We start from the raw sequence: 14,337 nt of genomic DNA on the forward strand, positions 1-14,337 counted from the left end.
TGAACTTATTTTACCATAAAAAAAGACATCACTAAAATTTGTGTTAAACACCTTTTAGTAACGTCAGCTTAAAAGATTAATCTTTTTTACATCTATGGCAAATACCATGAAAAGTTAATCTATGATCTAAAATTTTAAAGTTGAATTCTTTCTCTACACGTTTTTCTACATCTTCTAATAAATCTTCTTCAATTTCATCAACTGCTCCACATTCCATACATACCATGTGATGATGGAAATGCTTCGCTCCTTCTTTCCTTAAATCAAATCTTGCTACCCCGTCCCCAAAATTAATTTTGTCGACTACTTTTAATTCTGCTAATAATTCAAGTGTGCGGTAAACAGTAGCTAAACCTATTTCAGGCGCTTTATCTTTTACTTTAAGATAAACGTCTTCTGCGCTTAAATGATCAGATTCATTCTCAAGTAATACTCTAACAGTCGCTTCTCGTTGTGGCGTTAATTTATAGGAAGCTTTGTGTAATTGCTCTTTTACACGTTGAATACGTTCTTCCACGGTGACACCTACTTTCTTAAATAAAATCATTATCAATTAGAAACATTTCGTATACTAAATTACCAATAATTTTATAAAAAAGCAAGCGAAAACTTTGTATTATTTAGAATGATTATAATTTAATAATAAATATTGAAACGCAATCATTGTTTTTGCATCTTCAATTTTTTGAGATAGCAATAAATTTTTAACTTCTTCAATTGTATATTTTTTAATATCTAGAAATTCATCTTCATCTAACTTCATTTTTCCTTCAGATAAATTATCAGCTAAATAGATGCTTATTTTTTCATTACAGAATCCAGGGCTTCCGTATACTTCACCTATTAATTCTAAGTCTTCTGCAATATAACCAGTTTCTTCTTCTAATTCTCTCAATGCAGCACTTTTTCTTTCTTCACCTATCTCCAATTTACCAGCTGGAATTTCTATTAAAACTTTTTCCATTGCTTTTCTAAATTGTTCTACGACTAATACTTCTTTCTCAGGTGTTATAGCTAACACAGCTACAGCTCCATTATGTAAGACAACATCTCTTGAGCTCGTTTCACCATTAGGTAATTTGATTTCATGTTTTTCTACTTTAAAAATCTTACCTTCGTAAATTAATTCTTTACTAATTGTATCTTCTGTTAACTTCATTCAAGCGTGCCTCTTTTCATTTAAATAATTAATCTGATAAACTTAATATATAAAGTGTAGCGAAAGGAGCTTCAATATGCAAAAAAATACTTTAAAAAGTGGTATAGAAATATCAGAAGTTGGCTTAGGTTGTATGAGTTTAGGTACAGATGTTGAACATGCTGAAACAATTATTGACGAAGCAATTAACCAAGGAATAACTTATTTTGATACAGCAGATTTATATGATTATGGTGAAAATGAAAAAATAGTTGGTAGTTTGCTGAAAAAATATCAAAATAACAGTGATATTGTTATCGGCTCAAAAGTAGGTAATCATTTTGATAAGGAAACAAAAGAACATCATTGGGACCCTTCTAAAGAGCATATAATGAACGGCATTAAAGATACATTGCAACGCCTAGACGTAGAACAGTTGGATTTATATATGTTACACGGCGGTACAATAGAAGATAACAAAGATGAAACTATTGAAGCGTTTGAAAGGTTAAAAGAACAAGGATTAATAAAAGCATATGGTATTTCTTCTATTCGACCAAACGTCATTGATTATTATTTAGAAAATAGTAACATCGAAACAATTATGATGCAATTTAGCCTTCTAGATAATAGACCAGAAGCTCTGACAGAAAGAATCAACGATAAAGATATTAAAATATTAGCTAGAGGGCCTGTTTCTAAAGGTTTATTGACTGATAAATATAATAAAGTTTTAGAAAATAAATTCAAAGATGGTTTATTAGAATATAATGCAGATGATTTAACAGAAACAGTTACAAAGTTAGCAGAAGAATTTGATAATCTATCAGCTGTTACTTTTAACTATTTAAAATCATTCGAAGCATTAGGTTCTATTATCACAGGTGCAAGCTCTAAAGAACAACTTATTACAAATATGCAACATTACAATGAAAGTCTTTCAGAAGACCAAATTAACCATGCAAGATCAATTGTTAAGAACTTAGAATATACAAATCATTTAAACTAATAATCTAGCTTATGAACGTATATCTCTTATTAAAATTAAACGCCTCATCCGTTAGTTTTACTTCTCGGATGGGGCGTTTTCATTATAAAAATCTATTACATCTTACTTAAAAAAACTTTTTTAAATATTTTTTCTATTGTTCTTGGCGCTAACTGATAAAATCTAAGTCCAATATCCATCCACTTAGGTTCATTTATTTCTATCGTTTTATTAATCATACCTTTAATAATTTGGTTTGCTAAAACATCAATATCCAATTGTAGAAATTCAGTAGATTCATTGTACGAACCAGATGGATCGGCTTTTAAATGAAATGACGATTTAAATGGACCTGGATTTACCGTTAAGACATGTAAATCTGGTCTTTCTAATCTTAAGGCGTTTGAAAAGTTTATTAAACCTGCTTTAGAAGCGGCGTAATGGCTTGCATATGGTGTTGTTACTTTTCCTGAAATAGACGCGATATTTACAATTGATGCCCCTCTTTTCATGTTTGGCAACAATATGTTTTGTAATAAAATTAGGTTGACCAAGTTCGTGTTGTATATAGCCATAATATCTTCAAAAGTATGATTATCATTAGATTTAAAATAACCTAATCCGGCATTATTTATGATGCCATCGTATTTATGATTTAAACTATCCATATTAATAATTTCATTTGAATTATTTAAATCTAATATGATTGTATCTTCAATATTATTATATTTATTTTGTAAAATTTGAGCTTTTTCTTTATTACGAACTATTATTGTAGCTTTTGCGCCGTATAAATTTAAATAATGAATTAGACTTTCTCCTAACGAACCTGTAGCACCCGTCACAATAAAATGTTTACCTATCATAGTTATCACCTTTTTATATGTATTATTATAAATGGTAACACACCTTCTAGTAATTGATTAATACATACCGAATCATTTTTGACATAAAAATTAATTACTTTATAATGAAAATGAAATCCTACGGAAGTGAGTGATTAATAATGAAAATTGTTTTTTATGGTTCAGGCAACATGGCTAACGCAATTTTTACTGGTATTGTTAACAGTAAATCAATTGAGCCGGAGAATATTTTTTTAACAAATAAATCAAATCAAGGAGCTTTAGAAGACTATCATAATTCATTAGGTGTCAGTTACAGTTATGATGACGCTGAGTTATTAAAAGATGCTGATTATGTTTTCTTAAGTACTAAACCTTATGACTTTCTAAAATTAGCTGAGCGTATTAGACCTCATATTAATGCAGATAACAAATTTATCTCTATCATGGCAGGGTTACCTATAAACTATATTAAAGAACATTTACAAAATGATAATCCTATCGCTAGAATTATGCCGAACACGAATGCTCATGTTGGTCATTCAGTAACAGGTATTAGTTTCTCCTCAAACTTCGGCCCTACTTCTAAACAAGAAGTTTTAACGTTAATTGAAGCATTTGGAACTGCTTTAGAAGTAAAAGAAGATCATTTACACCAAGTAACAGCGATTACTGGTAGCGGCCCTGCATTTTTATATCACGTATTTGAACAATACGTTAACGCAGGAACTAAGCTTGGTATCGAACAGTCTCAAGTAGAAGAATCTATAAAAGAACTTATCATCGGTACTGGTAAAATGATAGAACGCTCTGACTTAAAAATGGATCAATTGCGTAAAAACATTACATCTAAAGGTGGAACGACACAAGCAGGATTAAATGCTTTAAGCAATCACGATATAGAAGCAATTTTCACTGATTGTTTAAATGCTGCTGTAAAAAGAAGTATAGAATTAGCTGAAGCAGATGAAGATAAATCTTAAAGTGATAATTCTTTAAAAAACGCCAATTCGTTAGTTCATAACTTAACTAACGAATTGGCGTTTTTAATTACTTTATGTGCGTGAGAGCTTATACTTGATATGTTTCATAGTCATTAACAAAGTTAAATTTATGGTGTGTTATTTTGTTAATTTCTTCTTCGATTTCTTCGATTTCTTCTATCTCATATCTATTTGATAAATGTGTGAACAATGCTCTTTTTACATTAGCTTCAGTCATTAAAGATAAGACATCATCTATGTGGCTATGATAATAATCATTAGCTAGATTCTTATCACCTTCTATATATGTTGTTTCATGAACAATAACATCTGCATCTTTCGCTAAAATCAATTCATTTTCACATGGCATCGTATCACCAAAAATTGTGATGACTTTACCTTTTTTCTTTGGCCCTTTAAAATCTTTAGATTGATAAGTTTGGTTGTTATAAATAAAGGTTTCATTAGCTTTAACTTCTTGATATAACGGACCAGGCTCCATACCGAGTTCTTTCAATTTATTTACGTCTAGCTTACCTTCTATATCTGGAGCGGTAATTCTATATCCGACTGATAAAATGCCATGTTTCAATGGTAAAGCTTTTATGTGAAAACCATCGACGTTTAAATCTGTATCAGTATTAAATTCATTAATCGTTATTTGATAATTTAAGTGGGATTGAGAAATTTCTAATACTGTATTTATAAATTTAGATATTCCTTTAGGACCTATTATCGTAAGAGGTTTATCTTTTCCACCTTGGAAAGATCGACTTGTTAATAGTCCAGGTAGACCAAATATATGATCTCCATGTAAATGTGTAATAAAAATATGACTCACTTTACCTAGCTTAATACCTGTATGTAATATTCTATGTTGTGTAGCTTCGCCAACATCAAATAGCCATATTTTATTTTCTTCAGGTAGGCAATTAAAGGCAATAGATTGCGTATTTCTCTCTTTGGTCGGTAAACCAGCACTTGTACCTAAAAATGTAATCTCCATCGTCTTCCTCCTAACGACATTATTATAACACGTCTTTTAAATTTATATTTATAAAAAAATAATTTCGAGTATACTAATATGTATAGTAATATTTCAATTATAATTTTGATAGTTCAAATTGAAGAATATCAAGAAGTATCATGTTATAATAAATGATATTGCATAAAGATAAAAAAGTCAGAGAATCGAGGTAATCAAATTGGCAACTGAAACTAAAAATATACCATGTTTAATTACAATATTTGGGGCGACTGGCGACTTAAGTCACCGTAAACTTTTCCCATCTATTTTTCATTTATATCAACAAAATCAACTAGACGAGCATATTGCAATCATAGGTGTTGGTCGTAGAGATTGGTCTAATGAAAAGTTCAGATCAGAGATTAAAGCTTCTGTTCAAAAGCATGTTCAAGACACAAACAAATTAGATGAATTTATGGAGCATGTATTTTATCAGTCCCATGATGTTAATGATGCTACAAGTTATCAAGAGCTTTTAGAATTTGCGAATGACCTAGATTCACAATATGAACTACAAGGAAATCGTTTGTTTTACTTAGCAATGGCACCTCAATTCTTTGGAACAGTTACAGATTTCCTAAAATCTTCAGGTTTAACAGAAACAGATGGATTCAAAAGACTTATCATTGAAAAACCGTTTGGTAATGATTTAGCATCTGCTGAAGATTTAAATGAACAAATAAGACGTTCATTCAAAGAAGAAGAAATATATAGAATCGACCATTACTTAGGTAAAGATATGGTTCAAAACATAGAAGTTTTAAGATTCGCTAATGCGATGTTCGAACCATTATGGAATAATAAATATATATCAAATATTCAAGTTACTTCATCTGAAGTACTCGGCGTTGAAGATCGCGGTGGATATTATGAAGACAGTGGTGCATTAAAAGATATGTTCCAAAACCATATGTTACAAATGGTTGCTTTACTAGCAATGGAACCCCCTATTAGTTTAAATAGTGAAGATGTCAGAAATGAAAAAGTTAAAGTCCTTCGTTCTATTAGACCTTTAGACGAATCAGAAGTTAAGCAAAACTTTGTTCGTGGACAATATGATAGAGGACAAATAGACGGAGAACAAGTTAAGAGTTATCGCGAAGAAGATAAAGTAGCCGATGATTCAAATACCCCTACATTTGTAGCCGGTAAATTACTAATTGATAATTTCAGATGGGCTGGTGTACCATTTTTCATAAGAACAGGTAAACGTATGAAGAAAAAAGGAATACAAGTTGTAGTAGAATTTAAAGAAGTCCCAATGAATTTATATTATCAAAGAGATTCACAACTTGAATCTAATTTACTTGTTATTAACATTCAACCAAATGAAGGTTTATCATTACACTTAAATGCTAAAAAACAAGTTCAAGGTATTGAAACAGAACCTGTTCAACTTTCTTATTCGATGAGTGCTCAAGATAAAATGAACACAGTTGATGCTTATGAGAATTTAATTTTTGACTGCTTAAAAGGTGATGCAACAAACTTTACGCATTGGGAAGAATTAAAAGCTACATGGAAATATGTGGATGTAATACAAAATGTATGGGACAATGATAAAGCCCCATTCCCTAATTATAGAGCTGGCACAAATGGCCCAATTAAGAGTCAATTATTGTTGTCAGTCGATGGATTTAAATGGTGGGACGATATAAATTAATCTTTCTACCCACAGGAGTGACTGAACTTTGGAAGTAATTAAAGATTTACAAAGAGTGATTGTTTACATAGAAGACCATTTATTAAGTGATATTAGTTTACAAACTTTAAGCGATTATGTAGATAAATCCCCTTTTCATATAAACCAAACTTTTACTATGATAGTAGGTATGACGCCTTTAGAATATCAATCAGCAAGAAGAATGACCGAAGCGGCCAAGGATATTTTAAGTGGACACACAAGGATATTAGATATAGCTATGAAATATGGTTATCGTGATGCAAACTCTTTTGCACATGATTATAATGCTTATCACGGTATCAGCCCACTACAAACAAAGACACATCAATCTATGCTTAAAATTAAAAATCGAGTCTCTATCAAACTTACAGCTACTGAAACAGAACCTTTAAATTATACTTTACAATATAAAGATGATTTAAATTTAGTAGGTAAAAATTATCATTATCAAGCGAGCGAATTAGATAACCATTTTCTTGTACCGGATTTATTGGAAATGTTAATTGAAAATAAATATGTCGAAGATTTCATTAGGTATAATGACGTTAAACCAAATCAACTTTTTATTATACGAAGACCACTTCTAGATGGTTTAGAAGTTTTCGTCGGTGTACCAAGTGATCGTTATCCAGGCCATTTAGATAACTATTACTTACCTAGTCATCATTTTGCTACTTTTAATTTACAAGGCGAATTGGATTTCGTCGTAAGTGAAGCGTGGCACCATATTGAAAATCAATGGCAATTAAAAATGCCTTATTTACATGATGACTTTTATGTTGAAGTATACCCACTAGATGTTAACTTTGAACAAGAAAGTACTAAAGTACAATTATGGATACCTATTGATTACGAGAAGTTAGATTAAATATAGATAAAGAAAAGCAGTGAAGAAAACCCTATTATTATAGGAATTCTCCACTGCTATTTTTATATAATGTTATTGGATTAAAATTAAGTACGACGTATACATACGTACGTAACTTTTTATGAGGTGCAGCAATCGTTATTGGGTTTTCTACTTCATTAATCCAAGTAAACACCCTCTTATTGGATTTTCTACCCCATTCATCCAAGTAGACACCCTCTTATTGGATTTTCTATCACATTAATCCAAGTAAACACCTTCTTATTGGATTTTCTATCTCATTAATCCAAGTACATGCACCTTTATTGGATTTTCTACCTCATTAATCCAAGTATATGCACTTTTATTGGATTTTCTACCTCATTAATCCAAGTATATGCACCTTTATTGGATTTTCTACCTCATTAATCCAAGTATATGCACCTTTATTGGATTTTCTACTTCATTAATCCAAGTACATGCACCTTTATTGGATTTTCTATCTCATTAATCCAAGTACATGCACCTTTATTGGATTTTCTATCTCATTAATCCAAGTACATGCACCTTTATTGGATTTTCTACCTCATTAATCCAAGTATATGCACCTTTATTGGATTTTCTATCTCATTAATCCAAGTATATGCACCTTTATTGGGTTTTCTATCACATTAATCCAAGTAAACACTCTCTTATTGGATTGTCTTCCTTATTAATCGAAATACATACCCTCTTATTGGATTGTCTTCCTTATTAATCGAAATACATACCCTCTTATTGGATTGTCTTCCTTATTAATCGAAATACACACCCTTTATTAGGTTTACTAAAGCGTAAACTCACGTTATTTAGTAGTAGTGTTATTTGATACATATTATAATTTTTATAACGATTTTGTAAAGTGCTGACGCCTGAGGGAATAGTATGTGTGAGAGACTACAGGCTTGAACCATACCCTAGATAAGCATGCACTAACAAAATCATAGATTATATAAAAATAACATCTCATTTCTAACTGAATAAATCAGTGAAATGAGATGTTATTTATTTTGAGTTGGGATTTATGTCCCAGCCTCTTCACTATAACTCTTAATTACTTAGTCCATTCTGTATGGAAAATACCTTCTTGATCTTTACGTTCATATGTGTGAGCACCGAAGTAGTCACGTTGTGCTTGGATTAAGTTTGCAGGTAGGTTTTCTGATCTATAACTATCGAAATAGTTAATTGCTGATGAGAAACCAGGTGTAGCAATACCAGCTTTAATAGCTGTAGCTGCAACTTCTCTTAATGAACCTTGGTATTTAGAAACGATATCGTTGAAGTATGGATCTAATAAAAGGTTTGTTAATTCTTTATCATTATCATAAGCTTCTTTAATTTTTTGTAAGAATTGTGCACGGATGATACAGCCTTCTCTCCAAATCATAGCAAGTTCGCCTAATTTTAGGTTCCAATTATTAGTTTCACTAGCTGTCTTCATTTGAGCAAAGCCTTGTGCATAACTACAAATTTTACTCATATAAAGCGCCTGTCTAATTTGTTCTAAGAAAGCTTCTTTATCTCCATCAAATTCTGTAACTTCAGGATTAAATGCTTGGCTTGCTTTCACTCTTTCATCTTTAAATGAAGATATGAATCTAGCAAATACTGATTCAGTGATAATAGTTAATGGGATACCTAATTCTAAAGCATTAATAGATGTCCATTTACCAGTACCTTTTTGACCAGCTTTGTCCATGATTTTTTCTACTAATGGAACGCCATCTTCATCTAATTTTTTAAAGATCTCGCCAGTGATTTCGATTAAGTAACTTTCTAATTCACCAACGTTCCAAGATTTGAATGTTTCTGCGATTTCATTATGGTCCATGTGAAGAACACGTTTCATTAAGTCGTAACTTTCAGCAATTAGTTGCATGTCAGCATATTCTATACCGTTATGTACCATTTTCACATAGTGTCCAGCACCATCTGGTCCTACATACGTTACGCAAGGTGCGCCATCTTTTGCTTTAGCAGAAATACTTTCCAATATAGGTGCTACAAGTTTGTATGCTTCTTCTTGTCCACCTGGCATGATAGATGGTCCAGTTAATGCACCTTCTTCTCCACCAGATACACCTGTACCGATAAAGTTAATGCCACTTTCATCTAGATATTGGTTTCTACGAATAGTATCTAAATAGTTAGTATTACCACCATCGATTAAAATATCACCTTTATCTAATAACGGTAATAAACTATCGATTGTTTTATCAGTTGCTTCACCAGCTTTAACCATTAATAAAATTTTTCTTGGTTTTTCTAATGAATCTACAAATTCTTCTATAGAATAATTCGGATATATATTTTTACCTTTTGACTCTTCAACCATTTGTTCTGTCTTTTCTTTAGAACGGTTAAATACTGATACTGAGTATCCACGTGATTCAATATTCCAAGCTAAGTTTTTACCCATTACAGCTAAACCGACTACACCTATTTGTTGTGTCATGAAATTTACCTCACTTTTTATCGTTTTCATATATATTTTAACATAATTCACAACCGTTTCGCGTCTATGAAAGCTTAATTTTCTTGAAAAACGAAATGAATACGTTTACATTTATAAAATTACGCTAATTCTGAAATTGCTATAATTTGTTCTGTAATTTTTTGTAATTCTTCAATAGGCATACGCTCATTTTTAGTATGGATATATTCATAGCCAACTCCTAAAATAACTGTAGGAATACCGAAACCACTAATTACGTTTCCGTCTGAGCCACCACCTAATTTAACTAATTCTGATGTTCTACCTATTTTTTCAGTTGCTTTTACAGCTAACTTAACAACATCTTCTTCTTCACTTAAATTAAAGCTAGGGTACATTATATTGACTTCTACATCAGCGGTACAACCAAATTCTTCAGCAGTTTTTTCGAAAGCTTCTTTCATATGTTCAACTTGTTGTTTCATTTTTTCATCATTTAAAGAACGTGCTTCAGCTAAAATATATACATGGTCACTCACGATATTTGTAGCAGTACCACCTTCAAATCTACCGATGTTAGCTGTAGTTTCTTCATCGATTCTACCTAAACTCATATGACTTATTGCTTTAGCAGCAATATTTATAGCTGAAACACCTTTTTCAGGTTCAAGCCCAGCATGTGCAGTCTTCCCTTTAATTGTAGCTTCGATTTTAGCTTGTGTAGGCGCTGCAACAACTGTCGTTCCAACTTTACCAGGAGCATCTATCGCATATCCAAATTTAGCTTTAATATCATCAGGATTTAATGCTTTCGCTCCAACAAGACCTGTTTCTTCCCCTACTGTAATAATGAATTCAATATCTCCATACTGAATTTCATCTTCTTTCATTACTTCAATTGCTTCTAAAATAGCTGCAAGACCAGCTTTATCATCAGAACCTAAAATTGTTTCACCATTAGAATAAATATATCCATCATCACGTATTTCTGGTTGAATATTATTACCTGGTGTTACAGTGTCCATATGACTCGTAAAATAAATAGGTGTCTTACTTGTATCTTGTCCGTGTAACGTACAAATTAAATTTCCAGCACCGTATCCCGTTTCATCTTGAGAGTCATCTTCTTTAACATCTACACCTAGTTGAGTGAATTTTTGTTTCAATAAATCTGCAATCTTTCTCTCATTAGAAGATTCAGAGTCGACTTTTACTAATTCTAAAAATGTGTTAATTAAGCGTTCTTCATTGATCATGCTTGTCCCTCGTTTCATTTATTTAATTATCTCACTTTCTAGTGTATAATAGTTGATAAATATATACAAAACTAATGTTCAAAGCGAGGGTAATCATGTTAAACAAAAATGTACGAAAAATTATTATTATTGTAATGTTAGTTGCTATCGTAGCTTCATTAATATTATCGGGCGTATTGCCATTCTTATTATCATAATAAAATAACTCAATAATAATATTTCATAGCAATGGACAAGAAAGTCCTAGAAGCAAAAAGCCGGAGAAAAAATCTTTCTAAAAAGAATTTTCTCCGGCTTTCATTATATTATTTTTTCAAACTTCCGAATTCAGATTTAATATGCAAGTATTCTTCAATTTCATTTAATAATTGGAATACAGAGGCTACACTTTCTAATTCTATATGATTTTTAGGCAAATCAATCGTTTGTAGTTTAATTCTAATCGCATATAAATCATGTAGTCTCATTAATGAATAATCATTACTTTGAACATGTTGCGATACATCTAATAGTAATTTGCTGCAGAGTTGATGTGCATGCTGACTATGTTGCATAGATTCTATTAGTTTCTTCATCCGTATAAGTAAGGTTAATTGTTCTTGTCTCATATCAAAATAATGATAATAGGAATTTTCATTTCTTACAAAATGATTTTTTACATCTCGAAAAGCTAGAGATTTTGCTTTCTTAATATTATCTTCAACTTTATCAAAAGAAGGTATATTAAGTTCTTTATTTGGATCTAATAACGCTTGGCTAAAGACAAAAGTTATTAAAATAAAGTCATCTTCAATTTTACGTTTATAATGATTAAGTTTTGTATCTAGACTTGGCATAAACATATTCATAATAAGCGCGATGCCTATACCAATTATCAATAATAATACTTCATTAATAATTAAGTCTAAATCAATTTTAGGTGCTAAAAATAAATGTAATATAATAACGCAACTCGTTACAATACCTTCTTGAACACCTATCATGACAGTAATAGGAATGAATAATAATACCATAATCCCAAGAACTACAGGATTAGTACCTAAGAATGTAAAGAATAATGATGCTACTAGAATTGCAATTAAACATGCTATAAATCTGTACATAGCCGCTTCAACTGATTTCACTCTTGTATCTTTAGTACATAACACTACTAAAATAGCGCTTGAAGCATAATTATCAAGTCCTATTAACTTAGAAAGGATGACAGCTAATGTCATCCCTAATGCGGTCTTTAATGTTCTATACCCTATTCTATACGGTCTTATTTGCATGCCTCTATACCAATCCTTTAGATTTCATCACAATGTTCTTCGAATAAAGCTTGAATATTTGTGATAACACTCATAGGGTCATGCCCTTCGATTTCATGTCTTTCTATCATTTTTACGATTTTACCGTCTTTAAGGAAAGCAAATGACGGACTTGAAGGTGGATAACCTTCAAAATAATCTCTTGCTGTTTCTGTTGCTTCTTTATCTTGTCCAGCAAATACTGTAACTAATTGATCTGGTAATTTATCATAATGTAAAGCATGTTGCGCAGCTGGTCTTGCGATTCCACCAGCACAGCCACAAACTGAATTGACCATAACAAATGTTGTACCTGGTTTATTAAAAGTTTCTTCTACTTCTTCTTTTGTTGTTAATTGTTTATATCCTGCTGCTTCAATTTCATTTCTTGCAGAGCTTACAACGTCATTCATATATAAATTGAAATCCATTTCCATAAGAAAAGCCTCCTGTAATAATAGTTATCTTTATTTTACAGGAGATTTCTAGTTAAAACAATGCGTAGGTGTTATTAATATATAGATGTATTTTCAATCGTCATACTTTGTATACGTTCTTTAACAAAGTTTAAAAACTCGCCTGCTAATAAGCCATCTAATATTCTATGATCAATAGATAAAGATAAATTAACCATATCACGAATGCCTATCATGTCATCAATTACTACAGGTCGTTTAACAATAGATTCAATTTGTAATATAGCTGCCTGTGGATGATTGATAATACCCATAGATGATACTGAACCAAATGAACCTGTATTATTAACAGTAAAAGTACCATCTTGCATATCTTGAGATGTTAGTTGATGTTTTCTACCTCTTGTAGCTAAATCATTAATTTCTTTTGCAATTCCTTTAATTGATTTATCATCAGCATTTTTAATAACTGGTACATATAATTTATCTTCACTTGCTACAGCTATAGATATATTGATATCTTTATTAATTTTGATTTCATCTTCATGCCAACTACTATTAAGCATTGGATACTTTTTCAATCCTTCTGCTACTGCTTTTACAAAAAATGCAAAGAAAGTAAGATTATATCCTTCGTTTTGCTTAAACGATGTCTTATGATGTTGTCGCGTTTTAACTAAATCAGTTGCATCTACTTCAATTTGCATCCAAGCATGCGGTATTTCTTGTACACTTTGCAACATTTTATTTGCAATTGCTCTTCTAACACCATTAACAGGTATTGTATCGTGACTTGAATTTGAATTATGCTCTATAGCTGCACTTTCAGATTGTGGGCTTTGCTCTGCAAGAGTTGTATTCGCAATAGGCTCGCTTTTTTCTGTATTTCTTTTATTTTCTATTGCTTTTACAATATCTTTTTTAGTGACTCTTCCTAAATTACCAGTACCTTCAATACTTTCTAAATTAATGCCATTTTCGCTCGCTAATTTAAACACTACAGGTGAATACTGTCCATTATTTTTAGGTTTGTTATGAGATTCGCTTACAGACTGGTTATCATTTTTAATATTTTCTGATGTTTCTTGAATAGATTCATGATTTTCTTGTTTATTATGATCTGAATCATTTTCTTTCTCAACTTCACCTTCTACTTCCATAGTGCAAATAACGGTCCCTACATCAATCGTTTCTCCCGCTTCTACTTTAATTTCTTTTATTACACCAGTATACGAAGAAGGTACTTCTGCTGTGACTTTATCTGTAATAACTTCACAAAGTGCGTCATATTCTTCGACATGATCGCCAGGTTTAACTAGCCACTGTTCAATTGTGCCTTCGTGGACGCTCTCCCCGAGTTTCGGCATTTTTACTTCCATTTTTTTACC

At 31.3% G+C, this 14,337-nt stretch carries 15 protein-coding genes; 5 read left to right on the plus strand and 10 right to left on the minus strand.

Annotation, left to right across the window (positions count from 1 at the left end):
- Positions 1-76 precede the first annotated feature (76 nt).
- Positions 77-517 carry a transcriptional repressor gene (locus tag ACO6VN_RS06815; RefSeq protein WP_194201201.1) on the minus strand — a complete coding sequence of 147 codons (441 nt, stop codon included), beginning with the start codon at positions 515-517 and terminating at the stop codon, positions 77-79.
- 99 nt (positions 518-616) lie between these two features.
- Complete coding sequence (locus ACO6VN_RS06820; RefSeq protein ID WP_016999135.1) at positions 617-1,159, minus strand: NUDIX hydrolase; 543 nt, start codon at positions 1,157-1,159, stop codon at positions 617-619.
- Positions 1,160-1,235: 76 nt separating this feature from the next.
- Here ACO6VN_RS06820 and ACO6VN_RS06825 point away from each other — a divergent pair, with 76 nt between their 5' ends.
- The gene (locus ACO6VN_RS06825; protein ID WP_016999134.1) at positions 1,236-2,147 is read left to right on the plus strand and encodes an aldo/keto reductase; all 912 of its coding nucleotides are present in this window, start codon (positions 1,236-1,238) and stop codon (positions 2,145-2,147) included.
- 95 nt (positions 2,148-2,242) lie between these two features.
- On the opposite strand, the gene ACO6VN_RS06830 is transcribed toward ACO6VN_RS06825, so the two are convergent.
- Positions 2,243-2,992, minus strand: a complete 750-nt coding sequence (locus ACO6VN_RS06830) for an SDR family NAD(P)-dependent oxidoreductase (RefSeq protein WP_194201202.1) — start codon at positions 2,990-2,992, stop codon at positions 2,243-2,245.
- A 140-nt stretch (positions 2,993-3,132) separates the two neighbouring features.
- Between ACO6VN_RS06830 and proC the strand changes: the two genes are divergently transcribed.
- Positions 3,133-3,954 (plus strand): pyrroline-5-carboxylate reductase, encoded by an 822-nt coding sequence (proC, locus tag ACO6VN_RS06835; RefSeq protein WP_016999132.1) that lies wholly within the window; start codon positions 3,133-3,135, stop codon positions 3,952-3,954.
- A gap of 88 nt (positions 3,955-4,042) precedes the next feature.
- On the opposite strand, the gene rnz is transcribed toward proC, so the two are convergent.
- A complete protein-coding gene (rnz, locus tag ACO6VN_RS06840; RefSeq protein WP_216683390.1) occupies positions 4,043-4,960 on the minus strand; it encodes a ribonuclease Z in 918 nt (305 codons plus the stop codon).
- Positions 4,961-5,159: 199 nt separating this feature from the next.
- Between rnz and zwf the strand changes: the two genes are divergently transcribed.
- Together zwf and ACO6VN_RS06850 are read left to right on the plus strand one after the other, a co-directional pair.
- Positions 5,160-6,644: a glucose-6-phosphate dehydrogenase gene (gene zwf, locus ACO6VN_RS06845; protein ID WP_194201204.1), complete on the plus strand. Its 1,485-nt coding sequence runs from the start codon at positions 5,160-5,162 to the stop codon at positions 6,642-6,644.
- A 28-nt stretch (positions 6,645-6,672) separates the two neighbouring features.
- Positions 6,673-7,533 carry a helix-turn-helix domain-containing protein gene (locus ACO6VN_RS06850; RefSeq protein WP_194201205.1) on the plus strand — a complete coding sequence of 287 codons (861 nt, stop codon included), beginning with the start codon at positions 6,673-6,675 and terminating at the stop codon, positions 7,531-7,533.
- A 37-nt stretch (positions 7,534-7,570) separates the two neighbouring features.
- Here the strand turns inward: ACO6VN_RS06850 and ACO6VN_RS06855 are convergent, their stop codons facing one another.
- The 3 genes from ACO6VN_RS06855 to ACO6VN_RS06865 form a co-directional block, all read right to left on the minus strand.
- Positions 7,571-7,741, minus strand: a complete 171-nt coding sequence (locus ACO6VN_RS06855) for a hypothetical protein (RefSeq protein ID WP_194201206.1) — start codon at positions 7,739-7,741, stop codon at positions 7,571-7,573.
- An 864-nt stretch (positions 7,742-8,605) separates the two neighbouring features.
- Positions 8,606-10,009 (minus strand): NADP-dependent phosphogluconate dehydrogenase, encoded by a 1,404-nt coding sequence (gene gndA / locus ACO6VN_RS06860; protein ID WP_017000276.1) that lies wholly within the window; start codon positions 10,007-10,009, stop codon positions 8,606-8,608.
- A 119-nt stretch (positions 10,010-10,128) separates the two neighbouring features.
- On the minus strand, positions 10,129-11,244 hold the full coding sequence (locus ACO6VN_RS06865) for a M20/M25/M40 family metallo-hydrolase (protein WP_194201208.1): 1,116 nt from the start codon (positions 11,242-11,244) through the stop codon (positions 10,129-10,131).
- Between the two features lie 95 nt (positions 11,245-11,339).
- Here ACO6VN_RS06865 and prli42 point away from each other — a divergent pair, with 95 nt between their 5' ends.
- Complete coding sequence (prli42, locus tag ACO6VN_RS06870; protein ID WP_017000274.1) at positions 11,340-11,441, plus strand: stressosome-associated protein Prli42; 102 nt, start codon at positions 11,340-11,342, stop codon at positions 11,439-11,441.
- Positions 11,442-11,549: 108 nt separating this feature from the next.
- On the opposite strand, the gene ACO6VN_RS06875 is transcribed toward prli42, so the two are convergent.
- The 3 genes from ACO6VN_RS06875 to ACO6VN_RS06885 all read right to left on the minus strand — a co-directional run bounded on the left by ACO6VN_RS06875 (position 11,550) and on the right by ACO6VN_RS06885 (position 14,328).
- Positions 11,550-12,515, minus strand: coding sequence for an aromatic acid exporter family protein (locus ACO6VN_RS06875; protein WP_194201209.1), 966 nt, complete (start codon positions 12,513-12,515; stop codon positions 11,550-11,552).
- A 17-nt stretch (positions 12,516-12,532) separates the two neighbouring features.
- A complete protein-coding gene (locus tag ACO6VN_RS06880) occupies positions 12,533-12,970 on the minus strand; it encodes a BrxA/BrxB family bacilliredoxin (RefSeq protein WP_017000272.1) in 438 nt (145 codons plus the stop codon).
- 74 nt (positions 12,971-13,044) lie between these two features.
- Positions 13,045-14,328 carry a dihydrolipoamide acetyltransferase family protein gene (locus tag ACO6VN_RS06885; RefSeq protein WP_194201210.1) on the minus strand — a complete coding sequence of 428 codons (1,284 nt, stop codon included), beginning with the start codon at positions 14,326-14,328 and terminating at the stop codon, positions 13,045-13,047.
- Positions 14,329-14,337 lie beyond the last annotated feature (9 nt).

This window comes from Mammaliicoccus sp. JADD-157 (assembly GCF_049310805.1).
GTDB lineage: Bacteria > Bacillota > Bacilli > Staphylococcales > Staphylococcaceae > Mammaliicoccus > Mammaliicoccus lentus.